Source organism: Microbacterium sp. CH1 (assembly GCF_001595495.1).
In the GTDB taxonomy this organism is placed as follows: domain Bacteria; phylum Actinomycetota; class Actinomycetes; order Actinomycetales; family Microbacteriaceae; genus Microbacterium.
Genome location: NZ_LOSO01000024.1, coordinates 58,067 through 83,995, shown reverse-complemented (window position 1 = coordinate 83,995; position 25,929 = coordinate 58,067). Strand labels below are relative to the sequence as shown.

Sequence of the window (25,929 nt, the reverse complement as noted above, 5' to 3'; positions counted from 1 at the left end):
CATCCGGGACTTGACCTCAACCATTCTTGAGGTTCTAGCGTCGTCCTCATGACGACCGAGACCGGGCCCGCCGCGCCGTCCGCGACCGCCCCGCCCCGCATCCTCGGCGGCGAGTACGTCTGGATCACGATCGGCGCGTGCGCCCTCGTGTTCCTCGGCGCCTTCGAATCGCTGGCCGTCACCACGGTGATGCCGGCGGTCAGCGCCGACCTCGACGGTGAGCGCCTGTACGCGCTGGCCTTCGCCGGCCCGCTCGCGACGAGCGTGATCGGCATGGTGGTCGCCGGCAACTGGTCCGATCGGCGGGGTCCCGTGGTGCCCCTGTACGCGTCCGTCGTCCTGTTCACCGCGGGACTGCTCGTCGCGGGGCTCGCGCCGAGCATGGAGGTCCTCGTCGCGGGACGCTTCGCGCAGGGGCTCGGCAACGGCGGACTCATGGTGGCTCTCTACGTCGTGGTCGCCCGGGTGTACCCGACGTCCCTGCATCCGGCGATCTTCGCGGGGTTCGCCGCCGCGTGGGTCATCCCCTCGCTGATCGGTCCGACGATCGCGGGTGCGGTCACGGAGGTGTGGAGCTGGCACTGGGTCTTCCTCGGGGTCGTGGTGCTCGTCGTGCTCGCGCTGCTGATGGTCGTCCCGGCCCTCCGCGGCCTCGCGCACAGCGGAGGCGCCACCACGCCGTGGGCCCTCGGGCGGCTGGGGTGGTCGGTGCTCGCCGCCTCCGCCGTGCTCGCCCTCGACCTCGTGGGCGAGGTCCCAATCGCCGGGCCGTTCCTGTCGGCAGCCGCGGTGGTGGTCGCGATCGGGGCGGTGCGCCCGCTCCTTCCGCGGGGCGCGCTCGTCGCCCGCCGGGGCCTGCCGTCGGTGATCCTGGTGCGCGGTCTGGGGGCGGCGGCGTTCTTCGGGGCGCAGATCTACCTGCCGTACCTGCTCACCGATCGGTACCTGCTGTCGCCGACCCTCGCCGGGCTCGCGCTGACCGGGGGTGCGCTCGCCTGGTCGGCGGCGGCGACCGTCCAGGGGCGGCTGGGTGAGCGCCTGTCGAGCGTGACCGCGGTGCGGGTGGGGACGGTCTTCGTGGTCATCGGGATCGCGCTGATCCTGGTGATCACGATCACGCAGGCCACCCCGCTGCTCGCCGCCCTCGCCTGGGTCGTCGCGGGTGCGGGCATGGGGTTGATGAGCCCGCGATCCAGTGCGCTCGTCCTCGCGATGTCCTCCCCGGCGGAACAGGGGTTCAACAGCGGGGCGATGACCGTGGCCGACTCCTTCGGAAGCGCGCTCGCCCTCGCCGTCACGGGCTCGCTCTTCGTCGCGCTCGGGGCCGTTGCCGGAGTGGATGCGTTCGCGGGAGTCTTCGCGCTCGCCGCGGCGATCGGTGCGGTGGCGGCCGTCCTCGCCCCGCGGACGAGGAGCGTGGCGCCCGGTGCGGAGTGATTTGCGCGGGCTGCGCGGGCACCTCTACCCTGGTGAACGGTGTTCAGGTGAACACCGTTCAGGAAGGAACACCCGATGGCATCCACCCCTCGCGACACCTCCGCGACCCTCGGCCGCGTCGCCGTCTTCGCCGCGCTCATCATCGTGCTCGGCACGGTCGTCGTCCCGCTGCCCGGCGGGGTGCCCATCACCGGACAGACGCTCGCCGTCATGCTGGCCGGTCTCGTCCTCGGCCCGCGGGTCGCTCCGTGGTCGGTCGCCCTCGTCCTCGTGCTCGCGGCGGTCGGCCTTCCGGTGCTCGCGGGTGGGCGCGGAGGTCTCGGGGTCTTCGTCGGCCCCACGGCCGGGTACCTGCTCGGCTGGATCGCGGGCGTCGTCGTCATCGGACTCCTCATGCGCACCGGCCGCCTGACCTGGTGGCGTACCGCGGTCGCGGCCTTCGTCGGCGGTGTGCTCGTCGTCTACGCCTTCGGCATCCCCGTCCAGGCACTGGTCACCGGCGTTCCCCTCGACCTCACGGCCCTCTCGACCCTGGCCTTCCTCCCGGGCGACCTCATCAAGGTGACCGCGGCGACCCTCATCGTCGTGGCCCTCCGTCGCGCCTATCCCCGGGCCTTCGCCGACCCCCGCCCCGTCCCCTCCGTCGCCTGACCCCCGGGCCGTCCCGGCCGGTCCCGTTCGACTCCGTCCGTCCCGTCGACTCCGTCCGTCCCGTTCGACTCCGTCCGTCCTGGTTCGAATGCACGACCAGGACACGTCTGCCGGCGAGTCGCCCCGTCCCGATCGTGCGGCCGTCCTCGGGTCGTGCATCCGGAACGTCGGACCCGACCCTTCTGACCCGACCTCTCTGACGGGACCTCTCTGACGGGACCACGAAGAACGACTCGGCTGGGATCGAACCACCCCCCGGGCTGGTCCGGGCAGTCCCGGTCGTTCAGGTTTCGGATGCACGACCGGGGCACGGCTGCCGGCGGATCGTCCCATCCGAGTCGTGCGGCCGTCCTCAGGTCGTGCATCCGGAACGTCGGAATCCGGAACGTCGGAACCCGGAACGTCGGAACCCGGAACGTCGGAATCCGGAACGTCGGAACCCGGAACGTCGGAGGAAGGGACGTCGTGCATCTGTCCCCGGGTCGTGCACCGGAACTTCGGGACCCCGAACCGAACTCGGGAAGGACGGGCATATCGGCGGACGGGAACAACTCACCCGTGACTCGACGTTCCTCATGAGCGAGACTGGGCCACGGACCGCCGCGGCCACGAGAGGGGCGAGCATGACTGCTGCCGACAAGACCGACGAATACGACCTCATCGTGCTGGGCGGTGGTCCGGTCGGGGAGAACGTGGCGGACCGTGCCGTGCAGGGCGGTCTCACCGCGATCATCGTGGAGAGCGAGCTCGTCGGCGGAGAGTGCTCGTACTGGGCGTGCATGCCGTCGAAGGCGCTGCTCCGCTCGGCCCAGGCGCTCCGTGCCGCGCAGCACGTCGCCGGCGCCGCGCAGGCCGTGACCGGGTCCCTCGACGTGCGCGCGGTGTTCGAGCGTCGCGACTCCTTCACGAGCAACTGGTCCGACGACGGGCAGGTGAAGTGGCTGGAATCCGCCCACATCGACCTCGCCCGGGGGCACGGCCGGCTGACCGGCGAGCGCGAGGTGACGGTGAGCGACCAGGACGGCGGCACCCGGGTGCTGCGCGCGCGTCACGCGGTCGCCATCAGCACCGGTTCGGATGCGGTCATCCCGCCGATCGAGGGTCTGCGGGAGGCCTCGCCCTGGACGAGCCGCGAGGCGACCAGCGCCGAGGAGCTGCCCGACAGTCTCGCGGTCATCGGCGGGGGCGTGGTCGCGGTCGAGATGGCCACCGCGTACGCCGCGCTCGGCTCGTCGGTGACGCTGCTCGCGCGCAGCGGGCTGCTGGGCGGGATGGAGCCCTTCGCCGGAGAGCGGGTGGCCGACGGCCTGCGTGAGCTCGGCGTGGACGTCCGCACCGACACCGGCACGACGGCGGTGCACCGCGACGGTGAGCGGGTCACGATCACCCTCGACAACGGCGAGACGGTGACCGCGGCGGAGGTGCTCGTCGCGACCGGACGCTCTCCCCGCAGCGCCGACATCGGGCTCGAGGCGGTCGGGCTCGAGCCGGGCCGCTGGATCGAGACGGACGACACCCTCCGCGTCCCCGGGCATGACTGGCTCTACGCCGTCGGCGACGTCAACGGCCGCGTGCTGCTGACCCACCAGGGCAAGTACCAGGCGCGCGCCGCGGGCGACGTCATCGTCGCACGGGCGAAGGGCGACGCGGTGGACGACGCACCCTGGGGCCGTCACGTCGCCACGGCCGACCACGCCGCGGTGCCCCAGGTCACCTTCTCGATCCCGGAGGTCGGGTCCGTCGGCCTTACCGAGGCGGCGGCGAAGGACGCCGGCACCGCCGTCCGCGTCGTCGACTACGACCTCGGGTGGGTGGCGGGCGCGAGCCTGTACGAGGACGGGTTCGCCGGGCAGGCGCGCCTGGTCGTCGACACCGACCGCGACGTCGTGATCGGTGCGACGTTCGTCGGCCCCGAGGTCGCCGAGCTCGTGCAGGCCGCGACCATCGCGATCGTCGGCGAGGTCCCAATCGCCCGACTCTGGCACGCCGTGCCCTCCTACCCCACGATCAGCGAGATCTGGCTGCGGCTGCTGGAGGGCTACGGCCGCGACTCGGCCTGATCCGGGCAATCCGATTCGGGTCGCGTGACGAACAGAACGCGCATTGTGTCCCAGATTGACGACCCCGCGCGCCACCCGGTGCCGGATGTCGCACCCGTCTTATACGCTCGAACCCACATCCGAGGAGGCAGGACCATGAAGGCTGTACTCGCAGGAAACGTCATCGCCGAGGCCGACCAGGACGACCTCATCCGCATCGAGGGGAACTGGTACTTCCCGCCGGCATCCGTCGCGCCGGACGTCCTCGTCGAGAGCCCCACCCCATACACGTGTCCGTGGAAGGGCGAGTGCCAGTACTACTCCGTCCAGGTCGGCGGAGAGCTGCACAAGGATCTCGCGTGGTCGTATCCGCATCCGTATCCGTCGGCGTTCGATCGCGTCGGCAAGGACTTCTCCGGTTACGTCGCCTTCGCCCCGGGCGTCGAGGTCTCGGCCTAGTCCCGCACCACCGCACGACCGCACGTCCGCATGACCGTCGGAGAGACATCCTCATGATCGAGTTCCGCAACGTCACGAAGCGCTTCCCCGACGGGACGCTCGCCGTCGACGACTTCAGCCTCGTGCTGCCCTCCCGCAAGACCACCGTGTTCGTCGGATCGTCCGGCTGCGGGAAGACCACCCTGCTCCGGATGATCAACCGCATGGTGGAGCCGACGTCGGGGGAGGTCGAGATCGACGGGGAGAGCGTGCTCTCGGGCGACCCGGTCGCCCTGCGCCGGCGCATCGGCTATGTGATGCAGAACTCCGGGCTCATGCCGCACTTCACCGTCATCGACAACGTGGCCACCGTGCTGCGGCTGAACGGGGTGAAGCGCACGCAGGCGCATGAGCGGGCCCGTGAGCTGCTCACGACCGTCGGCCTCGACCAGGCGCTCGCCGACCGGTACCCGAGTCAGTTGTCGGGTGGTCAGCAGCAGCGCGTCGGGGTGGCCCGCGGACTCGCCGCCGATCCGAACATCCTCCTCATGGACGAGCCGTTCGGTGCGGTCGACCCCATCGTCCGCGCCGACCTCCAGCAGGAGACCCTGCGGCTGCAGCACGAGCTCGACAAGACGGTCGTGTTCGTCACGCATGACATCGACGAGGCCTTCCTCCTCGGCGACCAGGTCGTCATCCTCGACAAGGGCGCAAGGATCGTGCAGGTGGGCAGTCCGAGCGAGATCATCGAGAATCCGGCCGACGACTTCGTCTCCTCGTTCATCGGGGCCGACCGCGGCCGCCGCGCGCTGCACCTCAAGCAGACCCCGCGGGGGACCGTGGTCGTCGACTCCGAGGGCCGCACCCAGGGGGCCATCGTCGATGCGCCGGAGGGCGTGGTCGACGGAGCCGACACGGTGAAGGCGGCCCCGTGAACTGGGTCGGCGACAACCTCGGGCTGATCCTCGAGCTCACCGCGGTGCACCTGCGCCAGAGCGTGATCCCGATCGTGCTCGGGTTCGTCCTTTCCCTTCCTCTCGGCTGGGTGGCATGGCGCTATCGGCTGGTGCGGGGACCGATCATCGCGCTGACCGGCCTGCTCTACACGATCCCGTCGCTCGCGCTGCTGATCCTCCTTCCCGCGGTGCTCGGCTACTCCGCGATCAACGAACCGAACCTCATCGTCGCCCTCACGATCTATGCGATCGCGATCCTCGTCCGGGCCGTCGCCGACGGCCTGGACTCGGTCGACGACGACGTGCGACAGGCGGCGACCGCGACGGGCTTCGCCGCTTTCCGACGGTTCTGGGCAGTGGAGTTCCCGCTCGCCGGACCGGTCATCCTCGCCGGGCTCCGGGTCACCGCGGTCAGCACGATCTCGCTGGCGACGGTCGGTGTGCTGATCGGCGTGCGGAACCTCGGCTATCTCTTCACCGACGGCCTTCAGCGCCGCATCATCGAGGAGGTCTTCGCCGGAGTCGTCGCCGTCGTCGTGATCGCTCTGATCGTCGATCTTCTTCTCGTGCTGGCGGGGCGCGCCCTGATGCCGTGGACGCGCACGGCGACGAAGACGGCGACCAAGGCCGCCGTGAGTCGTACGGCGGCGATGGGATCGGCCGCATGAACCTCTTCACCGACGCCTTCGTCTGGCTCTTCTCACCCGACCGCTGGACGGGCCCGTACGCGCTGCCGGTGCTGTTCGGTCAGCACATCTTCTACACCGTGATCTCGGTGGCGATCGCGGCGGTCATCGCCGTTCCGCTCGGGTGGCTCATCGGGCACACAGGCCGCGGACGCGAGGTCGCCGTAGCGATTTCCGGTGCCGCGCGCGCCATTCCGTCGTTCGGTCTCCTGATCCTTCTGGTGCTGCTGCTCGGGGTGCTCCGCACACCGGTCGCCGCCGTCATCACGTTCGTCCTCCTGGCGATCCCATCGCTCCTCGCGGGCGCCTACACCGGGCTGGAGGTGATCGACCGCCGAGTCCTCGATGCCGCCCGAGCCATGGGAATGACCGAGTGGCAGGTGTTCTGGAAGGTGGAGGTGCCGCTCGGTCTCTCGCTGCTCATCGGCGGGCTCCGCTCGGCGCTGCTGCAGGTCATCGCCACCGTCACCATCGCGGCCTACGTGAATCTGGGCGGCCTGGGGTGGCCGATCATCCAGGGCCTTCCCCTCCGCCGCTTCGATCAGGTGCTCGGTGGCGCGATCCTCGTCGCGGTGCTGGCGCTCCTCGTCGACCTCCTGCTCGCTCTCGCTCAGCACGCCGCAGTCCCCCGCGGCGTGCGCACGCGTCCACAAAGACGCCGAACTCGGTCGACCGCACCCGCGGTCGCGACCGCCTGACCCACAGCATCGTCCCCCAGAGAAGAGGAAGTCCCATGTTCACCGCACGCACATCTCGTTTCGCCCTTGCCGGCGGCGTCGCGCTCACCGCCGCGCTCGTGCTGGCCGGGTGCTCCAGCAGCAATCCCCTCGACACCCCGACCGAGGAGTCCGGCTCGGGCGGCGGCGAGACCATCGTCATCGGCTCCCAGGCGTACTACTCCAACGAGATCATCGCCGAGATCTACTCTCAGGCACTCACCGCAGCCGGGTTCGAGGTCGAGGAGAAGTTCAGCATCGGCCAGCGCGACGCCTACATGCCGGACGTCGAGTCCGGGGCGATCGACCTGTTCCCGGAGTACACGGGCAACCTGCTCGAGTACCTGGACAAGGATGCGACCGCCACCAGCCCGGACGACGTCTACGCGGCCCTGAAGGACGCGCTCCCGGACGGCCTCACCGCGCTCGACTACGCCGAGGCCTCCGACCAGGACACCTACACAGTGCTCAAGAGCTTCGCCGAGGAGAACGACCTCACCTCGATCGCGGACCTCGCGGACGTCACCACCCCGGTCACGATCGGCGCGGCTCCGGAGTTCGAGCAGCGTCCGTACGGTCCCGCCGCAGCCAAGGAGGTCTACGGCGTCGACCTGGCGTTCTCGGCCACCGGTCCCACGACGCTGGAGTCGCTGCTCGCCGGTGAGATCCAGGTCGCGGACATCTACTCGGCAGACCCGGCATTCCAGACCGAGGACATCGTGGCGCTGGAAGACCCGGAGAACATCATCCTGGCCTCGAACGTCGTCCCGATCGCGTCCAGCGACGTGGCCGACGAGATCGCCGACGTCATCAACGGCATCAGCGCCAAGCTGACCGCCGAGGAGCTCGTCGCCCTCAACGTGCAGAGCACGGTCGACCAGAAGTCGGCGGAGGACATCGCGAAGCAGTGGCTGACGGACAACGACCTCATCTGAGCCGTCTCCCCGCGAAGCGCCCGGCCCTCAGGGGTCGGGCGCTTCGTCGTTCTCGACCGCCGGCGTGCACAGCTTCGGAGATCTCGCCCGACACTCCGCGGAGGAGCCCCGGCTCACGGCGTGTCGCCCCGGATCTCCGAAGTTGTGCCCGGGGGGTCAGGTGCGGGAGTCCTGCTTCGGCACGACCACCTGCTTGACGATGATGAGGATCGAGGCGGTGACGGGCACGGCCACGAGGGCGCCGAGCAGACCGAGGAGCGTGCCGCCGGCGAGGGCGCCAATGACGACGAGCGAGCCCGGCACGGCCACCGCCTTGTTCATGACCCGGGGGGTGAGCACGTACGCCTCGATCTGCATGTAGACGAGGTAGACGGCGGCGAAGACCAGCGCGGCGATCGGGTTCGTGAACAGCGCGAGGATGGTGCCGATCATCCAGAACAGCACCGAGCCGACGAGCGGGATGAGGGTGACGCAGAAGGCGATCGCGGCCATGAGCGGCGGGAACGGCAGGCCCAGCACGGTGTAGAGGATGAGGGCGAGGGTCGCGTTGCAGAAGGCGAGGACGACCATCCCCATCACATAGCCGCCCACGGAGTCGGTGATCTGCTGGGAGATGTCGCCGGCGCGGTCGCGGTCGCGGGCCGGGACCAGACGCAGCATCCCCTGGCGCATGGCCGGGAGGGTCGCGAGGAAGTACAGCGTCAGCACGAGCACCACGATCGCGCCCGAGATCCCGCTCGCGATGGACGCGCCGACCTGGAGCGCCCCGCCGCCGATCGTCGCGAGGTTGCCGAAGTCGGAGAGGAACTTCTGCACCTCCGACACGAGGTCCTGGAACTGGTCGCCGAACTGGTCGTGGAGGGTGGCGTAGAGGTCAGACTTCGTGAAGTCCTGGATCATGCCGGGGACCGACTTCACGAACCCGGCGATCTGATCCACGACGATGGGCACGATCATCCAGAGGACGAGGGCGACCACGGCGATGAGGGCGAGGATCGTCACGACGACGGAGAGCGCGCGGGAGAGGCCGCGGCGCTCGAGGAAGCGGACGGCCGGGTCGAGGCCGAGGGCGCCGAACAGGGCGAGGGCGATGTAGATGAGGACCGTGGAGAGGTTCGACAGCGCGAGGCCGATCACGAGCGCCCCGAGGCCGCCGAGAGTCACGAGGAACCCGAAGACGAACGGCCGATCGATCCGCGTCCAGAACGAGCGGCTGGGCGTGGTCGGCTCGATCACCACGGGCACGGATGGCTTCGCGGCGGCGTCGGGCGCCTCCACCGCGGCGCCGACGAGCGCGGCGTCGACGGGGACGGCGTCCGGGGCGGGACCGCCCTGGCCGTCGTGCGGAGCGGAGGCCGGCGACTGGTCGTTGCTCATGAGCACACGATAGCGGTGCCCCTCGTCGGAGGCCGGGTGATCCGCGGCTCTAGAGTAGGGGCATGACTGCCGCTGAGGATCCGAAGGCCGAACTGCTCCGGCTGCGTGCGAGCATCGACAACATCGACGCGGCCCTGATCTTCCTGCTCGCGGAGCGGTTCCGCGCCACACAGCAGGTGGGGCACCTCAAGGCCGAGCACGCGATGCCGCCGTCCGACCCGAACCGCGAGGAGCAGCAGGTCGCCCGGCTCCGCGCGCTCGCGGAGGACGCCCACCTCGACCCGGAGTTCGCGGAGAAGTGGTTCAACTTCGTCGTGGCCGAGGTCATCCGCCACCACACCGAGGCCGCCGAGGGGCGCTGAGCCCGCGCGTCAGGCCCCGCGCTCGGCGAGCAGCCGGTCGCGCACCTCGCGCCGCAGCACCTTGCCGATGAGCGACCGGGGGAGGTCGTCGACGGCGGTGATCCGGCGCGGCACCTTGTAGGCGGTCAGGTGGGTGCGGCAGAAGTCGCGGAGCCCGTCCATGTCCGCCGCCGCGCCCTCGCGGAGCACCACTGCCGCGGCGACCTCCTCGCCGCCGCTCGCCCGAGGGAGCCCCACGACGGCGGCCGCGACGATGTCCGGGTGGGCTTCCAGCGCGCTCTCCACCTCGCTGGGCGCGACGTTGAAGCCGCCGGTGATGATGAGCTCCTTCCGGCGGTCGACGATGGTGACGAACCCGTCGGGAGAGACCTCGGCGATGTCGCCGGTGCGAAGCCAGCCGTCCGGCAACAGGGTCTCGGCCGTCTCGCCGGGGCGCCCCCAGTACCCCTGGAAGACCTGCGGTCCGCGCAGCAGCAGCTCACCGGGCTCGCCCGTGGGCACGTCGGCGTCGGGGTCGTCGGGGTCGACGACACGGATCTCCGTGCTCGGGAACGGGACGCCGACGGTGCCGGGGCGCCGCGTCGGACCCATCGGGTTGCCGAGCGCGACCGGGGAGGCCTCGGTCATCCCGTACCCCTCGACGAGCAGTCCCCCGGTGGCCTCCTCCCAGCGTCGCACCGTCGCCACGGGGAGGCTCATGGCCCCGGAGATCGCGAACCGCACCGTCGAGAGATCCACCGTGCCGCGGGCGGCCGCGCGGGCCAGCTGGTCGTAGATGGGCGGGACGGCGGGGAGGAAGGTCGGCGGGCTCGTGCGGGCGGCGTCCGTGACCAGGCTCACATCGAAGGCCGGGAACAGCACCACCTTCGCCCCGATGCTCAACGCGAACGTGAGGCACAGGGTGAGTCCGTAGGCGTGGAAGAGCGGCAGCACGGCGTAGAAGGTCTCTTCGCCGTCGCGGAGTCCGGGCACCCAGGCCCGCCCCTGCATCGCGTTGGCCCGCAGGTTCGCGTGGGTGAGGATGGCGCCCTTGGGGACCCCGGTCGTCCCGCTCGTGTACTGCAGGACGGCGGTGTCGCCGAGAGCCGGCGCGGGCGTGCGGCGGGGGAGCCGGCGGTGCGACACGAGCTTCTTCCACGGCGTCAGATGCCGTGCGCGCGGGGTGCCGGTCAGCTTCGCCCGGGACGCCCGGGCCTTCGGGACGGGGAGTCGCAGCAGGAGGCGCTTCGACAGGGGCATCGCCGCCGTGAGGTCGACGCTCACGATGTGGCCGACCCGGAGGTCGTCCGGGAACCCCGCGACGGTATCGGCGACCTTGTCCCACACGATCGCGACGCGGGCCCCGTGGTCCTCGAACTGGTGGCGCAGCTCCCGCGCGGTGTAGAGGGGGTTGTGCTCGACGACGATCGCCCCGAGACGCAGGACCGCGTAGAACGCCACGACGTGCTGCGGGCAGTTCGGCAGCACCAGTGCCACCCGGTCGCCCTTCGTGACCCCGAGATGGCGGAGTCCTTCCGCGGCGCGGTCGATCTGCTCGCCGAGCTCCCGGTAGGTCGTGATGGCGCCGAAGAACTCGAGGGCGGGGCGGCGCGCATACCGCCGGACACTGGCGGCCAGCATCTGCGGCAGGGTCTGCGTCGGCTCGTCGATGTCGGCCGGCACGCCCTCGGCATAGGAGCGGAGCCAGGGACGGGAAGACAGCGGCGCGTCGGTCATGCCCTCATCCTCCGTCACGGACCTGTGCTCCGCCTCCCCCTTGCGCTCCCGCCCGTCCGGCGTGCAGTCACTCGTCCGCGAGGACGCCCATGACGATGGCGTCGACCCATTCGCCGTCCCAGCGCAGCGCCTCCCGACGCCGGCCCTCGACGACGAAGCCTGCCTTCTCGTAGGCGCGCTGCGCCCGCGGGTTGAACGCGTACACCTCGAGCTCCACCCGGTGCAGTCCCACGGTGTCGAAGGCGTGACGGATGACCGCGCGCGTCGCCTCCGTCCCGAATCCGGCGCCGAACCACCGTGGGCCGGCGAGGGCGATGCGGAACCCTGCGGAGAGGTTCTCCTCGTCCAGGTCGCTGAGGACCACCTCGCCGATGTGCGCGCCGTCGTCGCGACGGAGGATCGCCCAATCCGCCCGGTCGTCCCGGTCGGCGAGCGACCGGAGCCAGGTCTCGACGCCCTCGCGGGTGAAGCGCGCGTGGGTGCCGGTCAGCCGCAGCACCTCGGGCTCCTGCAGGGCCGCCCAGGTGCCGTCGAGATGCTCCGGTCCGAGCGGCACGAGGTCCAGGCGCTCGGTGGTCAGGGTGGGGACGGGGGCGAGGGAGAGCGCCATCAGACGGGGAGCACCCGCCCCGTGACGATGCCCTCGACCGCGCGCACGAACGCCTGGCCGACCTCGTCGTCGGTGACGGGGCGGTGGCCGGGGAAGGTCGAGAAGTACCCGGGGGAGTTCGCCAGCACGTCGGGGGAGACCGCATTGATGCGGATCCCCCGCGGGGCCTCCGCCGCCGCCGTGATGACGAACGACTCCAGGGCGCCGTTGGCCATCGCCGCCGCCGCTCCCGTCGCGATCGGCTCCCGCGCGAGCACGCCGCTGGTGAGGGTGATGGAGCCGCCGTCGGTCACGTGGTCGAGGGCGACCCGCACGACGTCGAGCTGCGCGAGGGTCTTCCCGGTGAAGGCGGCCAGATAGTCGTCGCGGTCGAGATCGGTGAGCGGCTTGAAGGGTACGGAGCCCACGGCGACCACGACGGCGTCGACAGGGCCGACCCGCTCGAAGAGGCTGCGGATGGAGGCGGGGTCGGTCACGTCCACGCTCTGCTCGCCGGAGCGGGACGCCCGCACGACCTCGTGTCCGCGGACGTCGAGGGTGGCGGCGACCACCCCGCCGATGCTGCCGGTCGCGCCGATCACGAGTGCTTTCATGCGGATTCCCCTCCCAGGACGGATCGAGACGACGGACGGCCGCCTCGCGGGATCGAGTCTCCCATCCCTTCCGGGCGGGAGGGGATGGACGACGGGCGCGTCCGTCAGCGCGGGCTGAACTCGGCGGCCACCACGCGGGTCGCCGCGCCCAGCAGGACGGCGTCGTCGAGCGCGCTCGGCACCACGGTCGGTCCGAGCGAGGGGTGCGAGGCGGCACGGACCGCGGCGGCCGTCGCGTCCACGAACTCCGGGGAGACGATCCCGTCCGGACCGCTCAGGACGATCGTGGGCAGGTCGACGGCGGCGGCGATGACCGAGAGTGACGTGCCGAGCCGGGCGCCGGCGGCGGTGAGCACCGTCGCATGGTCTGCGCCCGGGGCCTTCAGGCGCCGGGCGATCGCGGGAGCCGCGGCCCACGCGTGAACGCAGCCGTCGCGGCCGCACAGGCACAACTCGCCGGGGTCGCCACCCGCACCGACGTGCGCGAGCTCGCGGGCCCCGATGGAGCGTTCGACCGGAGAGCCGTCGTCGCCGACGACGCGGATCGCGGTGCCGATGCGGGTGCCGATGCGGACGAGGAGGAAGTCGGTGCCGACGGAGCCGAACCGCTGCTCGGCGTCGGCCACGAGATCGGCGTCGTCGAAGAGGTGCACGGGCGCGTCGAGGATCTCCGCGAGTCGAGGCCCGAGACCGAGCAGCGCGGAGGAGCCGGTGGGCGCCCCGATGCCGATGCCGAGCGCGGGACCGTCGGCGAGCGCCCGCAGTTCGGCGACGAGACCGGCGATGGCGGCGGCGGCGTCCGGGGTGCGCGGCCGGTGGAGACGGTGTGTGATGCGGCCGTCCGGCGAGGCCAGTGCGCCGATGATGTCGTCGGGCGCGGAGAGGTCGAGCGCGATGACTTGGACAGCACGCTGGTCGAACTCGAGCATCACGGCGGGCTTTCCCGGCCGGGACTCCTGGCTCGGGCCGCTCTCCCGGATCACGCCGTCGGCGAGCAGGTCGCGCACGACCTCGGAGACGGTGGGGCGGGCGAGGCCGGTGAGCCGGGACAGATCCGCGCGACTGAGAGCCGCGTGCTCCATGAGGGTGCGGAGGACCAGGGCGCGGTTCCGCTCCCGGATGCCGCGGGCATGACCGTTGCTCGGTGTCTGCGCGGCTCGTGCCCGATCCGCGGGGCGCTCTAGGATCTGGGGGTAGCGCACGATGCTCCTCCCGATCGACGCTCGGGCTGACTAAGTTCAATGAATAAACTAACGGACCGAGCGTACGGAGCGGTACGCGCGCTGTCAATCGACGGACCTCGGCCCCGAGAAGGAACCCGCAGATGTTCACCCACGACGACGCGCTGGACACCCAGGCGGCGGTTCGGCGAGCGAACCTGCGACGGGCGCTCCAGCTGGTCTTCCAGGCCTCCGGTTCCCAGACCCGCGCCGGCATCGCGCGGACGACGGGCCTCACGGCGGCGACCGCGTCGTCCCTCGTCGCCGAGCTCATCGAGAACCGCTTGATCGCGGAGGGTGAGCAGGCGGTGAGCACGGGGGGCAAGCGCGCGACCACGCTCAGCATCGACGCGGAGCACCACCTGATCCTCGTGCTCGTCGTGCAGCCGACCAGCGCGTACCTGGCGCTCGTCGCGCTCGACGGCTCGGAGGTCGACCGCCGCAGCATCGCGTACACCGTGCAGACGCGCGACCGGGTCCTGGACGAGACCGTCGCGGAGGTGGTGGCGACCTCCGGGGAACGGCTGCTCGCGGTCGGTGTCCAGGTCCCGGGGACGACGGACGGCCGCACGGTGCTGGAGAGCGTGCAGCTGGAGTGGCACGAGGTGCCGCTGGCGGAGCGCTTCGAGAGCATCGCGGGCGTCCCGGTCCTCCTCGTCAACGACGTCGATGCCGAGGCCATCGCGGAGGCCGGGCTGGACGCCGCCCCCTCGGGCTACCGCCTGTTCATCCACAGCGGCGGGGGGATCGGCGCCGCGGTCACCCTCGACGGAGAGCTCGCACCGGGGCCCCGTGACCGTGCGGGGGAGATCGGGCACGTGCAGGTGGTGTTCGGCGATGCCGCCCGTCCGTGCCGCTGCGGGCGTCGCGGCTGCCTGGAGTCGGCGGCCGCGATGGGACCGATGCTCGGCGAGGAGTTCTCGGATGCCCTGGACGCATCGGCGGTCCGTGCCCTCGTCTCCCGGGCGGATCAGACGCTGATCGACGACGGGGCGCGGGCGCTGGCCCGAGCCATCAAGCTCATCGGGGCGCTGCTCGATCCGATCGAGGTCGTCATCGGCGGCCCCGCGACGGAGCTCGGCCCCCGGTTCCTGGAACGGGTGCGGGCCGAGAGCGGCTACCCCGCCCGCGGCACCGCCGACATCCCGATCCGGTACGCCGATCCGCGCGTCGCCCCCTCCGCCGGCCCCGCGCAGGCCGCCCTCACCTCCGTCCTCGGCGTGCGATGGAGTCCCGAGCAGCTCCGCGCCGGCGGCCCCCGCCCCTGATCCCGCCCCTGACCCGCCCCTGACCTCTCTCGTCGGATGTTCCGGCTGCACGATCCGCGTACGGGTGCACGACCGAATCCGCCCGGAACGCCTGCACGCGCGCCGCGGTCGTGCAGGGGCCCCGGACGGGAACCCGGGGGATGGACGGGAACGGGGACGGGCTACTTCACACTGCCGGCGGTGAGGCCGCCCACCAGACGCTTCTCGATGAGCATGAAGAGGATGATGACGGGCAGGATCGCGACGATCGAGACGCCGAACACGTACTGCCAGCTCGTCTCGTACTGACCGACGAACTTCGTGAGGGCGACCGACAGCGGCTGGTTCTTGTCCGTCGACAGGATCACCAGCGAGGCGGCGAACTCGTTCCAGCAGGCCACGAACGTGAACACGATCGCGGTGACGATGCCCGGCCAGACGAGCGGGAGGTTGATCCGGAACAGGACCGTGAGGCGCCCGGCACCGTCGATCTGCGCCGCCTCGTCGACCTCCTTGGGGATGCCGGCGAAGAACGAGTGCATGATCCACACGGCGAACGACAGGTTGAAGGCCGCGTTGATGAAGATCATGGCGGTCCAGGTGTCGCCGAGGCCGAGGACGGTGAACTGCCGGAACAGGCCCGACGTGAGCACCGCCGGCTGCAGCATCTGCGTCACGATCACGAGGAACAGGAACACCATGCGGCCGGGGAACCGGAACCGGGCCGTGTAGTACGCCGCCGGGAGCGACACGAGCAGCACCAGGAGCGTCGCGAACACGGAGATGACGATGGTCGAGACGAGGTTGTACGGCAGTGGCGTCTCGGGCGTCGACCACATCGTGAGGTAGTTCTCCCAGTGCCACTCCACCGGGAGGTAGGTCGGGTCGACCGAGCGGATCTGCGCCTTCGTCTTCACCGATCCGAAGAACATGATGAGGTACGGCAGCACGAAGATCGCGAGCACGAGGAACCCGGCGGCGGTGCGCAGGATCACCCGGGGCAGCGTCACCTGATCCGCGGTGTAGCGGCGCCGGCGCCCGGGGATCGGCGGGGTGCGTCGTCCGCGGGAGTCGGCGGTGGTCACGAGGGCGGTCTCGGTCACGGTCATGATCAGACCTCCTTCATGGGCTTGACGATCTTGACGTAGGCCGCGACGATCGCGATCACGATGAGGAAGGCCACGACGGACAGGGCGCTCGCGACGTCGACCTTCTTCTGCAGCTCGATGTACTTGAAGATGAGCGTCATGATCGTGTCGGCGCCGTAGCCCGGGATCGACCCGGTCATCACCTTGAGGATCGGCAGCGAGTTGAAGACGTTGATGATGTTGATGAGGATCGCCACGGCGAGGGCGCTCCGCAGCTGCGGCAGGACGATGGACCAGTAGGTGCGGGCCGCTCCGGCGCCGTCCATCTTGGCGGCCTCGATCGCATCGGCGGGGACGGACTGCAGCCCCGCGAGGATCGTGTACGTCGTGAAGGGCAGCGACACGAACACCGCGATGACGATGGACCAGGCGAACGCCGTCGTCGGGTTCTTCGTCCAGCCGTAGCCCACCGCGTCGTCGGAGAGCCCGATGTCGTAGAGGAACTTGTTGAAGACCCCGAAGTACGGCTCGAGGCTGTAGTAGAACACCATCGTGGTCATCACCACGGACGCGGCCCACGGCACGATGACCGCCATCCGCACGAGCTGGCGACCCGGGAACGCCTTGTTGAGGATCTGCGCGAGTCCGAGCGAGATGACGACCGTGAACAGCACGACCGACACGACCCAGACGATCGTGCGGACGAAGATCGGCCAGAACTCCGGGAACGTGAAGACGGTCACGAAGTTGTCGAAGCCGACCGAGCCCTTGTCCAGGCCCGAGAGCGAGATGTCGCGGGTGGAGTTGAAGAACATGACGCCGGCGGGGAACAGCACCACGCCGATGATGAGCACCAGCGCGGGGGCGATCCACGGCAGCGCCTGCAGGAGGTCCCGCCCGCCGGGGCGACCGCGCACGGCCGTCCCGGCGTCCGGGGTGCGGGGGCGGCCGATGGCCGCCCCCGCGAGGTTCGAGGATTCTGTCGTCTGGCTCATGGGGGGCTTCCCGAACCTCTCCGTTCCGCGGGTCAGCCCGCGTCCACCTGGTCCTGGATCTGCTTCAGCACATCGGCCGCCGGCTGATCCTGGATCTGTCCGAACAGCGACTTGAAGGCGCCGTCCGCGGCCGACCACTTCGGGTTGGTCGACGGGTAGAACTGCGCGTCGGGCAGCACGTCGAGGAACGGCTTGAGGGCCTCCTCGCCGGACAGCTCCTCGGCGCCGGACTTCGTGACGGGGAGGAAGCCCTCCGCCTGCACCCACGGCACGTAGACCTCGGGCGAGTAGAAGTAGTCGAGGAACTTGGTGATCGCCTCCTGCTTGTCGCCGTCGTTCTCGAACGCCATGAGCTGGTCCATGACGCCGAGGGTGAACGGCGAGCCGTCCTTGGTCGGGATCGGCACGATCGAGTAGTCGAGGTCCGGGTTGTTGTCGGCGATCTGGCCAACCGTCGGCGGCAGGCCGACCTGCATGCCGATCTTGCCCTGGATGAAGATGTCCATCAGCGGGGAGCGCTGTGTGGAGCCGGGGTCGGCCTGGGTCGCCCCGGCGTCGATCATCTTCTTGATCTGCTCGGCGCCGACGAGGTTCTCCGGGGTGTCGATGGTGATCTCCGACGCGTCGCCGAAGGATCCGCCGCCGCCCCAGAGCCAGACGGCGGCCTCGGCCTGGGCCTCCTCCGAGCCGAGCGGCATGCCGTAGCCCGCGACACCGCCGCCGAGCCCGGACACCTTGGTCGCCGCGTCGAGCAGGGAGTCCCAGTCGGTCGGCGCCTCGACGCCCGCCTGGGAGAGGAGGGCGTTGTTGACGAACAGGGCACGCGCGGAGGCGATCATCGGCAGGGCGTAGGCCGTGCCGTCGACCTCGGCGTTGGCGAGGAAGGAGTCCTGGAAGTCGGAGTAGACGTCGTCGGACACGACCTCCTCGACGGGGTAGAGCAGTTCGTCCTCGACGAAGCCCGCGAAGGGGCCGCCGTTGTAGATGTCGGGCGCCTCGCCGGCCTGGACCTTCGTGGAGATGACCTTCTCGAGGTTGTCCCACGACTGCACCTCGAGGTTGACGGTGATGTCGGGGTTCTCTTCGGTGAACCCATCGATGACGTCTTCCCAGAGACCCTTCGTGGCGTCGGAGTAGCTGGGGACGAGCAGGTCGAGCGTGCTGGCGTCGTCGCCGCCGCCGCTGTCTCCTCCCGATCCACCGAAACCGCAGGATGCGAGCGACAGCGTGGCGACGGCCGCGACCGCTGCGGCCCCGTATCGCCGTGACTTGTTCATGGGCATTGCATTCCTCACTGTGGGTGCTGCTCCAGCGGGCGGGATCCGCTCTCCGGAGAGGGGGGTGGTGCACAGTCGCAGAACACTCCACGCGACGGTGCGTGATGATCACGCCGCCGAGGTGGTCGCGATCGTCCGAGCGGGGGCTCGGGGGAACTGGTCCCGATTATTTGTCAGGCAAACAAACAAATCAAGATGTTGCTCTCTTGGGACGAAATACTATGATCGGATCACGCCCGAAACAATCACAAGTACGCAACAACTCGTCTGAAAGGCCTCACCATGACCGATTCGCTGCCCGGCGCGCACATGCGCGAAGAGCTCCGCTCCCAGCCGCAGATGTGGGCCACCGCCGCCGAGCTCACCGCAGAGCAGGCCCTCCTGCCGGCCCGCGGGGCACGGGTCGCGGTCGTCGGCTGCGGCACCTCGTGGTTCATGGCCCAGTCGTACGCCGCGCTGCGGGAATCGTCCGGCCACGGCGAGACCGATGCGTTCGCGGCGTCCGAGGCCTTCATCGACCGCGGCTACGACGCGGTCGTCGCCCTCACCCGTTCCGGCACCACGACCGAGGTGCTGGAACTCGTCGACCGCATCAAGGGGCGCACCCGCACGATCGGCGTGATCGGCGATCCCGACTCCCCGCTCGTCTCGCTCGTCGACGACGCCGTGCTGCTGCCCTTCGCCGACGAGCAGTCGGTGGTGCAGACGCGCTTCGCCACGACCGCGCTCGCCCTCTTCCGCGCGTCGCTGGGCGAAGACCTCTCCGGAGCCATCGCCGACGCCACGGCCGTGCTCGCCGAGGAGGGCGACGACACCGAGCTGCGCGACGCCGAGCAGTACACGTTCCTCGGGCGGGGCTGGACGATCGGCCTGGCCCACGAGGCCGCCCTGAAGCTGCGCGAGTCGTCGCAGTCGTGGACCGAGGCGTACCCGTCGATGGACTACCGTCACGGTCCGATCGCCATCGCCGCGCCGGGCCGGGTGACGTGGCAGTTCGGAGAGGCACCGGAAGGACTGGCCGCGGAGGTGCGCGCCACGGGCGCCCGTTTCGAGCACCGCGCTATCGACCCGCTCGCCGACCTCGTGCGCCTGCACCGGACGGCCCTCGACCGCGCCGTGGCCCGCGGGCTCGACCCCGACCAGCCGCGCAACCTCACACGATCCGTCATCCTGGATGCATGACGCCAGCGATCCCCGGAGCCGAGCGATGACCCCGAACGACGCCGCGGACGCGATCCCCGACGTCGCGAGGGACGAGGCCGGTGAGAAGCTCGCCGCAGTGCGCACGCTCGGCGCGGGGTCGCCCGTGCTGGCCTTCGATGTCGGCGGGACGGACATCAAGTCGGCGCTGTTCGACGCGGAAGGGCGGGCGCTCGGCCTCCGCCGCACGCCGACTCCCACGGCCGACGGCGACCGCACCCCTGCGCTGCTCGACCGACTGCAGGTGCTCGCCGCGCAGCTCCGTGACGAGCATCCCGACGTGACGCCGCGCGCCGCCGGGCTCGTGGTGCCGGGGATCGTCGACGCGGCCGCCGGGATCGGCGTGTTCGCGAGCAACATGGGCTGGCGGGACGCGCCGCTGCGCGCGCTCGCCGCGGAGCGTCTCGGCCTCCCGGTCGCGTTCGACCACGACGTGCGCGCCGCGAGCTGGGCAGAGCACGAGCTGGGGGGCGCACGAGCCTACGACGACGCGGTGATCCTCGTGATCGGCACCGGGATCGCGGGTGCCCTGCTCGTCGGCGGCCGCCCCTACACGGCCGGGGGCTACGCCGGCGAGATCGGGCACTCCCCGATCGCCGACGGACCGGTGTGCCCGTGCGGTGCCCGTGGCTGTCTGGAGGCCGTCGCCTCGGCGGGCGCCATCGCGCGCCGCTACCGGGAGGCCACGGGGACGACCCCGGACGGCGCCAAGGACGTCATCGCCCGGGCGGCCGCCGGGGATCAGGTCGCCGCCGACATCTGGGACTCGGCTCTGGACGCCCTCACCCTGTCGCTCGCGCAGCTGACCGCCGTGGTCGCCCCCGAGGCCGTGGTGATCGGCGGCGGACTGTCGCGGGCGGGCGGCGCGCTCTTCGACGAGCTGCGGTCCCGTCTCGCCGCCCGCCTCAGCTTCCACCGCCTCCCCGCGCTCGTCCCGGCCGAGCTGTCCGGCAACGCGGGCCTGATCGGCGCCGCCCTCCGCGCCAGGGAGCTCGCATGATCCTCACCGTCACCCCGAACCCCGCGCTCGACCTCACCTGGCAGGTCGATCGGCTCGTGGCCGGCGGGACCCACCGCGCCGAGACCGGGGCGTCCCGCGCCGGCGGCAAGGGCCTCAACGTCGCCAGGGTCGCACACGCCGAGGGGGCGTCCGTCCTCGCGCTGACCACGGCCGGCGGTCCGGTCGGCGCGGAGTTCGCCGCGGAGCTCACGGCCAGCGGGGTGCCCCATGTGCTCGTCCCCGTCGTCGCGGATACGCGCCGCAGCATCGCCCTCGTCGACGAGGCCGCGGGCGACACCACGATCGTCAACGAACGAGGGGTCAACCCGAGCGACGCCGAGTGGGGCGGGCTTCTCGCGGAGATCGTCGACCGGCTGCCCGGAGCCGCGGTCCTCGTCATCTCCGGCAGCATCCCGCCGGGGGCCCCGGAGTCGCTCGTGCCGATGCTCGTCGCGGTGGGTGCGGACGCCCGGGTCCCGGTGATCGTGGACACCTCCGGCCCGGCGTTGCTGCGCGCCGCCGACGCCGGCGCGACGGTGCAAACCCAATGCCGCCGAACTCGCCGAGGCCACCGGCATTGACGACCCCATCGAGGGAGCGCGGTCGCTGCTGGCCCGCGGCGCCGAACTCGTGCTCCTGTCGCTCGGGGCCGACGGCATGCTCGCCGTTACCGCGACCGATCTCCTGCACGCCCGACTCGACGAACCGCTGGCGGGCAACCCGACCGGGGCCGGAGACGCCGCGGTCGCGGCCTGCGCCGTGCTCACCGCGGAGGGCGAGCGCGACCCCGAGGTCATCCTCCGTCGCGCGACCGCGTGGTCGGCAGCCGCCGTCCTTATGCCGCTCGCCGGCGACATCTCCCCCCGCTGGCGCGCGCTCGAGGAGCAGCTCCGCGTCTCCCGCCCCGACCCCGCCTCCTTCCGGAAGGACCCTTCGTGACCCTCGTCTCCGCTCGGGAGCTCGTCTCCGCGGCTGCCACCGTCGGCACCGGCATCGGCGCGTTCAACGTCATCCATCTGGAGACCGCGGAGGGCCTCGTCCGGGCCTCCGCGCTCGCACAGCTCCCCGTGATCCTGCAGATCTCGCAGAACTGCGCGGACTACCACGGCGGTCTGGAGCCGATCGCCCTCGCGACGCTCGCCGCGGCACGACGCGCGGAGACCCCGGTGGCGGTGCACCTCGACCATGCGGAGCGACCGGAGCTCGTCGATGAGGCCGTGGCCCTCGGCTTCGGCTCGGTCATGTTCGACGGCGGCGCGCTGCCCTACGAGGAGAACGTGGCGGTCACCGCCGAGGTCGCCGCCCGGGCCCGCGCGGCGGGGGTGTACGTGGAGGGCGAGCTCGGCGAGGTGGGCGGGAAGGACGGCGCCCACGCCCCCGGTGTCCGCACCGATCCGGACGAGGCGCGGGCGTTCGTGGCCGCGACCGGCGTGGACGCGCTCGCGGTGGCCGTCGGGTCGTCGCACGCCATGACCGACCGCACGGCCTCCCTCGACCTCGACCTCATCGCCCGCCTGCGTGCGGCTCTGCGTGGCGCCGCCGCGGACGGGACCGACGTGCCCCTCGTGCTGCACGGCTCGTCCGGGGTGGCCGACGCCGTGATCGCCGATGCCGTGCGCGCCGGGATGACCAAGGTCAACGTCTCCACCCACCTCAACGGCTTCTTCACGCGGGCGGTCCGCGAGGTGCTCGCCGCCGACGAGCGTCTCGTCGACTCCCGCAAGTACCTCGCTCCCGCCCGCGCCGCCCTCGCGGACGAGGCTGCCCGGATGCTGCGACTGTTCGCCCTGCTGCCGTCGGAGAATCCCGCTCCGGTCGCAGAGGTTCCGGGCACGGCTGCGACCTCGACGCGAAACGACGACCGGTGAAGCGCGCGGCCCGACTGCACGCGATCCTCGACCTCCTCGCGGCGGACGGGGAGGTGACGGTGGAGGAGTTGGTGGAGCGGTTCGGGGCCTCCCCGGCCACCACCCGCCGCGACCTCGACTCCCTCGCCGAGCAGCGCCTGCTCACCCGCACGCACGGGGGTGCCGTGGCCCAGACCGTCGCCTACGAACTGCCGCTCCGCTACAAGAGCCATCTCCGCACGCACGAGAAGGAGAGCATCGCGCAGACCGCGGCGGCGCTCGTCACCCCCGGCATGGTGGTCGGCCTCTCCGGCGGCACGACGACCACCGCTATCGCGGCCGCGCTCGCCGCCCGCGAGGACCTGGCGGCGGAGGGCGGGATCACGGTGGTCACCAATGCTGTGAACATCGCCGCCCAGCTCGCGACCCGGCCGGAGATCAAGGTGGTCGTCACGGGCGGGGTCATCCACTCCCGCACCTACGAGCTCGTCGGCCCGTTCGTCGAACAGCTGCTCCGTGGCGTCCGGCTGGACCTCGCGTTCATCGGCGTGAACGGGATGGACGCGGCAGCCGGGGCGACCACGCAGGACGAGCGCGAGGCGGCGGTGAACCGGATGATGGCGGAGCGCGCGCGGCGGGCCGTCGTCGTGACCGACGGCAGCAAGCTCGGGGCCGAGGCCTTCTCCACCGTCGGCGGACCCGAGCTCTTCGCCACGGTCATCACGGATCGAGGGGCCGACGGGGCCGCCGTCGACGCGCTGCGCGCCGCGGGGTACTCCGTCCTCCTCGCCTGAGGCCCTCCGGCGAGGAGGACGCCCCGAGGGCCTCGGCGTCCCCAGATCGCCGAGGCCCTGCGGGAGCATCGCGGCTGCATACCGCGACGCTCCCGGAGCAGATGGTGTCCGTCTCGTCTTCCCGCTCCCCAGCGGCGTTTCCCCAGAACCGACGGCGCCTCCCTCGTGCCTCTCCCTTCGAGGCCTTTCGCTCGACACCTTCCGAAGAACAGGAGAAGGCGGGTGCGATTCTGATACCTCGATCCGGGAAAAAAGTCAGAATCCGTTGCCGTGACACTGGAACGGGGCGGAAACCCCCGTCGTGAGCGCGGCGCTCGCCAGGGCGTCGGCGGGGGACGCGCCGCCGGCGAGGCCCTCGTGGACCGCGGTCAGGAGCTCGCACGCGTCGTCGTCCGGCACCGTGACGGGAGCCGCGATCACCGCCTCCGCGCCGGCATGCAACCACACGCGCGTCATGCCCAGGGCCTCCTCGCCCCAGCGCACGGAGGATCGACCCAGCTCGCACGCCGAGAGGATCACGGTCCGCGGCACCCGGGCGATGAGGTCGACGTCGTAGCCGAAGAGCACGCCGTCGGCGAGTTCGAACCCGGAGAACAGCGGATTGTCGACCGCGTGACGCCCGTGCGCGGCGATGTGGAGCACGTCGACGGAGGCCGCCAGCGCGGTGACGGCGCTCACGGTCGCGGTGGTGTCCTGCAGCAGCCGGGTCGTTCCCCGTCCCGCCCACGAATCCGCCGCGCGCTGGACCTCTTCCGCCGCCCTCGGCACGCGCGGTCCCGCCGCGAACCCGACGCTCGGGGCTGCGGGAGCCGAGGCCTCCCCGTCAAGCCAGCGCGAGACCGAGGTCGCGAGGGTGAACGGCACGCCGTGCATGCCGGGGAGCATGGCCCACGGCACCCCGCCGAGGATTCCGGGAACGGTGATCACGAACCGCGTGGCGCCCGCGGCGGCCCGGCGCATCGGCCCGAGCAGCTCGTCGTCGAGGACAGCGAGACGCGCCGTCAGAGCGCGCGCGGTCACCGGCCCCATCGCGCCGTCCCGGGTGAGAGCGGCCATGTCGAGGTCGGCGCGCAGGCCGTCGAGAGCGGCCCGCACTCGCGACCAGGACAGGTCGACGAGGGTCGCGCCGTCCGCCTGCACCGCGACCCCGTGCAGTCCGGTGCCGGTGTAGACGTAGGCCAGGACTGCCGTGTCGGCCGGCAGGAGCGCGGAGGCCTCGGCCAGCGTCCGACGCTCCCGCGTCGCCCCGGAGCCGGTGGCCGACCACTGCCGCTCGCGCACCCGGTCGCGGAGCGCGCGGACGGTGGGGTCGGTCGTCCAGTCCGCCCCCGCGAGGTCGGCACGCAGCATCCGGAGCTCGGCGAGGTCGGCGGCGAGGGAGTCGTCGTGCGGGGGGCGGACCGGGGCGACCTGCTGACTGAGGTGCCGGGCGCGCTCGGACCACTCGAAGAGCGTCGCCGGGTCGCGACGGCGGACGGCTGCGGCGAGTCCCGTGAACACGAGGTCGCTGGCATGCATGGCGACGGAGGCCTGCAGGTCGAGGGCCCCGAACGAGCGCTGCCATGCCGACAGCAGGTCGAGCCCGGTGGCGGCGGCGCGCAGCGCGTCCCCGTCGCGACCGCGTCCGGCGGCGCGGGCGGCGCGGACCTCCTGCGCGCGGAGTCGGAGCGGCGTCGGGGCCGAAGCGGGGATGCGGGGGAGGCGGCCGGTGCCGTCGCGGCGGGCGCTCAACCGCAGGGCCGTGGCCTCGGTGCGGAAGCCGCTCCGGTCGAGCTCCTGCGCCACCTGCTCCCACGCGGCGGCGTCGAGCGGGCGATCGGGCCGGATCCGCTGTCGGGCTTCCAGCTCCACCGCCGCGGCGCGGGCCGCCCAGCCGCTGCTGCCGAGGGCGGTGAAGCGGCGGGCGGCCGTCCTCGCCGCCCGCGCCGCGGCTCGCGGATCGTGGCGGACGAGCGAGCGGGCGAGGTGGAACTCCGCCTCCCCACGGGCCTGGCGCATCCGCTGGGCACCGAACTGCACGGCCACGCGGGCGAGCAGCGCCTCCGCCTCGGTCGTCAGCCCGGCGTCGCGGAGCACCTCGGCGCGGTCGAGGTCGCTGATGGCGGTGGCGAGGGCGCTGGTCGCGGCGAACATCGGCCGGGATTCGGCCATCAGGCGCAGCGCCGACACGAGGTCGCCGCCGAGGAGTGCGGCATAGCCGAGGTTGTGCGTGGCCTCGGCGAGGGAGTCCCGTTCGTCGTGCGCCTCGTAGATCCCGATCGCACGGCGGAGGTCGGCCATGCAGGTGTCCAGCTGATGGCGCTGCATCCGCACCACCGCTCGGTTCATCAGGCAGTTGGCGAGGGCGGGGGTCTCGGTCCCGGTCGCGGCCAGGGTGTCGATCGCGGTGGTCAGGCTCGCCTCGGCCTCCTCCATCCGGCCCCCGTGCATGAGGAGGGCGCCGAGCTGCCCGCCGAGGAGGGCGACCGTCTCGGCCTGCAGGCCGTCCCGCGCCAGCGCCTCCCGGCACAGCGCCTCCGCGGCCGCGGGCTCGCCGGTCTGCGCGAGCACGTAGGCGGCCGTCCCGTCGATGCGGGCGCGGAGGTCGGCGTCGTCGGTGCGGGCGGCGGCCTTCTCCAGTTCCCGCCTGGCGCGGGTGAACTGCCGGGCGTTGGCCGCCTCGACGCCGCGTCGGTGCAGCGCGCTCGCGGACAGGGGCATCCGTCCAGGATGCCGTGCCGGAGCGGTCGTGCGGAAGGGTGCGAG

26 protein-coding genes are annotated in these 25,929 nt (G+C 71.7%); 17 read left to right on the top strand and 9 right to left on the bottom strand.

Annotation, left to right across the window (positions count from 1 at the left end; all coding sequences use genetic code 11):
• Positions 1 to 48: 48 nt before the first annotated feature.
• The 9 genes from AUV07_RS15720 to AUV07_RS15685 all read left to right on the top strand — a co-directional run bounded on the left by AUV07_RS15720 (position 49) and on the right by AUV07_RS15685 (position 7,858).
• Positions 49 to 1,437, top strand: coding sequence for an MFS transporter (locus AUV07_RS15720; protein ID WP_062637581.1), 1,389 nt, complete (start codon positions 49 to 51; stop codon positions 1,435 to 1,437).
• A 75-nt stretch (positions 1,438 to 1,512) separates the two neighbouring features.
• Positions 1,513 to 2,088 carry a biotin transporter BioY gene (locus AUV07_RS15715; protein WP_062637579.1) on the top strand — a complete coding sequence of 192 codons (576 nt, stop codon included), beginning with the start codon at positions 1,513 to 1,515 and terminating at the stop codon, positions 2,086 to 2,088.
• A 294-nt stretch (positions 2,089 to 2,382) separates the two neighbouring features.
• On the top strand, positions 2,383 to 2,667 hold the full coding sequence (locus AUV07_RS18245; RefSeq protein ID WP_082803004.1) for a hypothetical protein: 285 nt from the start codon (positions 2,383 to 2,385) through the stop codon (positions 2,665 to 2,667).
• Positions 2,668 to 2,711: 44 nt separating this feature from the next.
• Complete coding sequence (locus AUV07_RS15710) at positions 2,712 to 4,148, top strand: dihydrolipoyl dehydrogenase family protein (protein WP_062637577.1); 1,437 nt, start codon at positions 2,712 to 2,714, stop codon at positions 4,146 to 4,148.
• A 135-nt stretch (positions 4,149 to 4,283) separates the two neighbouring features.
• Entirely contained in the window at positions 4,284 to 4,586 is a 303-nt protein-coding gene (locus AUV07_RS15705) for a DUF427 domain-containing protein (protein WP_062637575.1), read from the top strand.
• 53 nt (positions 4,587 to 4,639) lie between these two features.
• Complete coding sequence (locus tag AUV07_RS15700) at positions 4,640 to 5,500, top strand: ABC transporter ATP-binding protein (RefSeq protein ID WP_062637573.1); 861 nt, start codon at positions 4,640 to 4,642, stop codon at positions 5,498 to 5,500.
• On the top strand, positions 5,497 to 6,189 hold the full coding sequence (locus tag AUV07_RS15695; RefSeq protein WP_062637571.1) for an ABC transporter permease: 693 nt from the start codon (positions 5,497 to 5,499) through the stop codon (positions 6,187 to 6,189). Before AUV07_RS15700 ends, AUV07_RS15695 begins: the two co-directional genes overlap by 4 nt.
• Positions 6,186 to 6,905, top strand: coding sequence for an ABC transporter permease (locus AUV07_RS15690; protein ID WP_062637570.1), 720 nt, complete (start codon positions 6,186 to 6,188; stop codon positions 6,903 to 6,905). The genes AUV07_RS15695 and AUV07_RS15690 overlap by 4 nt, the downstream gene beginning before the upstream one ends.
• Positions 6,906 to 6,940: 35 nt before the next feature.
• Positions 6,941 to 7,858: an ABC transporter substrate-binding protein gene (locus AUV07_RS15685; RefSeq protein ID WP_062637568.1), complete on the top strand. Its 918-nt coding sequence runs from the start codon at positions 6,941 to 6,943 to the stop codon at positions 7,856 to 7,858.
• A gap of 156 nt (positions 7,859 to 8,014) precedes the next feature.
• Here AUV07_RS15685 and AUV07_RS15680 read toward each other — a convergent pair whose 3' ends face one another.
• Entirely contained in the window at positions 8,015 to 9,235 is a 1,221-nt protein-coding gene (locus AUV07_RS15680) for an AI-2E family transporter (RefSeq protein WP_062638003.1), read from the bottom strand.
• A 62-nt stretch (positions 9,236 to 9,297) separates the two neighbouring features.
• Here AUV07_RS15680 and AUV07_RS15675 point away from each other — a divergent pair, with 62 nt between their 5' ends.
• A complete protein-coding gene (locus tag AUV07_RS15675; RefSeq protein ID WP_025104206.1) occupies positions 9,298 to 9,597 on the top strand; it encodes a chorismate mutase in 300 nt (99 codons plus the stop codon).
• A gap of 9 nt (positions 9,598 to 9,606) precedes the next feature.
• Here AUV07_RS15675 and AUV07_RS15670 read toward each other — a convergent pair whose 3' ends face one another.
• The 4 genes from AUV07_RS15670 to AUV07_RS15655 all read right to left on the bottom strand — a co-directional run bounded on the left by AUV07_RS15670 (position 9,607) and on the right by AUV07_RS15655 (position 13,718).
• Positions 9,607 to 11,313 (bottom strand): long-chain-fatty-acid--CoA ligase, encoded by a 1,707-nt coding sequence (locus tag AUV07_RS15670; RefSeq protein ID WP_062637566.1) that lies wholly within the window; start codon positions 11,311 to 11,313, stop codon positions 9,607 to 9,609.
• Positions 11,314 to 11,380: 67 nt separating this feature from the next.
• A complete protein-coding gene (locus AUV07_RS15665; RefSeq protein ID WP_062637564.1) occupies positions 11,381 to 11,923 on the bottom strand; it encodes a GNAT family N-acetyltransferase in 543 nt (180 codons plus the stop codon).
• The gene (locus tag AUV07_RS15660) at positions 11,923 to 12,516 is read right to left on the bottom strand and encodes a short chain dehydrogenase (protein ID WP_062637562.1); all 594 of its coding nucleotides are present in this window, start codon (positions 12,514 to 12,516) and stop codon (positions 11,923 to 11,925) included. The genes AUV07_RS15665 and AUV07_RS15660 overlap by 1 nt, the downstream gene beginning before the upstream one ends.
• Before the next feature lie 104 nt (positions 12,517 to 12,620).
• On the bottom strand, positions 12,621 to 13,718 hold the full coding sequence (locus AUV07_RS15655) for an ROK family transcriptional regulator (protein WP_062637560.1): 1,098 nt from the start codon (positions 13,716 to 13,718) through the stop codon (positions 12,621 to 12,623).
• 122 nt (positions 13,719 to 13,840) lie between these two features.
• Here AUV07_RS15655 and AUV07_RS15650 point away from each other — a divergent pair, with 122 nt between their 5' ends.
• Positions 13,841 to 15,004: an ROK family protein gene (locus AUV07_RS15650; RefSeq protein ID WP_062637558.1), complete on the top strand. Its 1,164-nt coding sequence runs from the start codon at positions 13,841 to 13,843 to the stop codon at positions 15,002 to 15,004.
• 161 nt (positions 15,005 to 15,165) lie between these two features.
• Here AUV07_RS15650 and AUV07_RS15645 read toward each other — a convergent pair whose 3' ends face one another.
• From AUV07_RS15645 to AUV07_RS15635, 3 genes are read right to left on the bottom strand one after another with little or no spacing between them, the layout of a single operon-like run.
• Entirely contained in the window at positions 15,166 to 16,092 is a 927-nt protein-coding gene (locus tag AUV07_RS15645; RefSeq protein ID WP_025104200.1) for a carbohydrate ABC transporter permease, read from the bottom strand.
• A gap of 2 nt (positions 16,093 to 16,094) precedes the next feature.
• On the bottom strand, positions 16,095 to 17,066 hold the full coding sequence (locus AUV07_RS15640) for a carbohydrate ABC transporter permease (RefSeq protein WP_062637556.1): 972 nt from the start codon (positions 17,064 to 17,066) through the stop codon (positions 16,095 to 16,097).
• Between the two features lie 32 nt (positions 17,067 to 17,098).
• Entirely contained in the window at positions 17,099 to 18,343 is a 1,245-nt protein-coding gene (locus AUV07_RS15635) for an extracellular solute-binding protein (RefSeq protein ID WP_062637555.1), read from the bottom strand.
• Positions 18,344 to 18,625: 282 nt separating this feature from the next.
• On the opposite strand from AUV07_RS15635, the gene AUV07_RS15630 reads away from it, so the two are divergent.
• Genes AUV07_RS15630 through AUV07_RS15610 form a run of 6 tightly spaced genes read left to right on the top strand, consistent with a single transcriptional unit; the run spans position 18,626 to position 23,184 of the window.
• On the top strand, positions 18,626 to 19,525 hold the full coding sequence (locus AUV07_RS15630) for an SIS domain-containing protein (protein ID WP_060923389.1): 900 nt from the start codon (positions 18,626 to 18,628) through the stop codon (positions 19,523 to 19,525).
• A gap of 25 nt (positions 19,526 to 19,550) precedes the next feature.
• Complete coding sequence (locus AUV07_RS15625) at positions 19,551 to 20,543, top strand: ROK family protein (protein WP_082803003.1); 993 nt, start codon at positions 19,551 to 19,553, stop codon at positions 20,541 to 20,543.
• Positions 20,540 to 21,124, top strand: a complete 585-nt coding sequence (locus AUV07_RS18155) for a 1-phosphofructokinase family hexose kinase (RefSeq protein WP_269454391.1) — start codon at positions 20,540 to 20,542, stop codon at positions 21,122 to 21,124. Before AUV07_RS15625 ends, AUV07_RS18155 begins: the two co-directional genes overlap by 4 nt.
• Complete coding sequence (locus AUV07_RS18150) at positions 21,120 to 21,482, top strand: PfkB family carbohydrate kinase (RefSeq protein ID WP_331709285.1); 363 nt, start codon at positions 21,120 to 21,122, stop codon at positions 21,480 to 21,482. Before AUV07_RS18155 ends, AUV07_RS18150 begins: the two co-directional genes overlap by 5 nt.
• A complete protein-coding gene (locus AUV07_RS15615; RefSeq protein ID WP_062637552.1) occupies positions 21,479 to 22,411 on the top strand; it encodes a class II fructose-bisphosphate aldolase in 933 nt (310 codons plus the stop codon). Before AUV07_RS18150 ends, AUV07_RS15615 begins: the two co-directional genes overlap by 4 nt.
• A complete protein-coding gene (locus AUV07_RS15610; RefSeq protein WP_062637549.1) occupies positions 22,408 to 23,184 on the top strand; it encodes a DeoR/GlpR family DNA-binding transcription regulator in 777 nt (258 codons plus the stop codon). The genes AUV07_RS15615 and AUV07_RS15610 overlap by 4 nt, the downstream gene beginning before the upstream one ends.
• A gap of 255 nt (positions 23,185 to 23,439) precedes the next feature.
• Here AUV07_RS15610 and AUV07_RS15605 read toward each other — a convergent pair whose 3' ends face one another.
• Positions 23,440 to 25,884, bottom strand: a complete 2,445-nt coding sequence (locus AUV07_RS15605; RefSeq protein ID WP_062637547.1) for a CHAT domain-containing protein — start codon at positions 25,882 to 25,884, stop codon at positions 23,440 to 23,442.
• Between the last annotated feature and the right edge of the window lie 45 nt (positions 25,885 to 25,929).

Coding starts and splice junctions, on each gene's coding strand:
- AUV07_RS15630 (WP_060923389.1), top strand. CDS start 18,626: ATGACCGATTCGCTGCCCGGCGCGCACATGCGCGAAGAGCTCCGCTCC.
- AUV07_RS15715 (WP_062637579.1), top strand. CDS start 1,513: ATGGCATCCACCCCTCGCGACACCTCCGCGACCCTCGGCCGCGTCGCC.
- AUV07_RS15640 (WP_062637556.1), bottom strand. CDS start 17,066: ATGAGCCAGACGACAGAATCCTCGAACCTCGCGGGGGCGGCCATCGGC.
- AUV07_RS15690 (WP_062637570.1), top strand. CDS start 6,186: ATGAACCTCTTCACCGACGCCTTCGTCTGGCTCTTCTCACCCGACCGC.
- AUV07_RS15720 (WP_062637581.1), top strand. CDS start 49: ATGACGACCGAGACCGGGCCCGCCGCGCCGTCCGCGACCGCCCCGCCC.
- AUV07_RS15605 (WP_062637547.1), bottom strand. CDS start 25,884: ATGCCCCTGTCCGCGAGCGCGCTGCACCGACGCGGCGTCGAGGCGGCC.
- AUV07_RS15635 (WP_062637555.1), bottom strand. CDS start 18,343: ATGAACAAGTCACGGCGATACGGGGCCGCAGCGGTCGCGGCCGTCGCC.
- AUV07_RS15700 (WP_062637573.1), top strand. CDS start 4,640: ATGATCGAGTTCCGCAACGTCACGAAGCGCTTCCCCGACGGGACGCTC.
- AUV07_RS15625 (WP_082803003.1), top strand. CDS start 19,551: ATGACCCCGAACGACGCCGCGGACGCGATCCCCGACGTCGCGAGGGAC.
- AUV07_RS15650 (WP_062637558.1), top strand. CDS start 13,841: ATGTTCACCCACGACGACGCGCTGGACACCCAGGCGGCGGTTCGGCGA.
- AUV07_RS15645 (WP_025104200.1), bottom strand. CDS start 16,092: ATGACCGTGACCGAGACCGCCCTCGTGACCACCGCCGACTCCCGCGGA.
- AUV07_RS18155 (WP_269454391.1), top strand. CDS start 20,540: ATGATCCTCACCGTCACCCCGAACCCCGCGCTCGACCTCACCTGGCAG.
- AUV07_RS15660 (WP_062637562.1), bottom strand. CDS start 12,516: ATGAAAGCACTCGTGATCGGCGCGACCGGCAGCATCGGCGGGGTGGTC.
- AUV07_RS15675 (WP_025104206.1), top strand. CDS start 9,298: ATGACTGCCGCTGAGGATCCGAAGGCCGAACTGCTCCGGCTGCGTGCG.
- AUV07_RS15665 (WP_062637564.1), bottom strand. CDS start 11,923: ATGGCGCTCTCCCTCGCCCCCGTCCCCACCCTGACCACCGAGCGCCTG.
- AUV07_RS15670 (WP_062637566.1), bottom strand. CDS start 11,313: ATGACCGACGCGCCGCTGTCTTCCCGTCCCTGGCTCCGCTCCTATGCC.
- AUV07_RS15680 (WP_062638003.1), bottom strand. CDS start 9,235: ATGAGCAACGACCAGTCGCCGGCCTCCGCTCCGCACGACGGCCAGGGC.
- AUV07_RS15685 (WP_062637568.1), top strand. CDS start 6,941: ATGTTCACCGCACGCACATCTCGTTTCGCCCTTGCCGGCGGCGTCGCG.
- AUV07_RS15705 (WP_062637575.1), top strand. CDS start 4,284: ATGAAGGCTGTACTCGCAGGAAACGTCATCGCCGAGGCCGACCAGGAC.
- AUV07_RS15710 (WP_062637577.1), top strand. CDS start 2,712: ATGACTGCTGCCGACAAGACCGACGAATACGACCTCATCGTGCTGGGC.
- AUV07_RS18245 (WP_082803004.1), top strand. CDS start 2,383: ATGCACGACCGGGGCACGGCTGCCGGCGGATCGTCCCATCCGAGTCGT.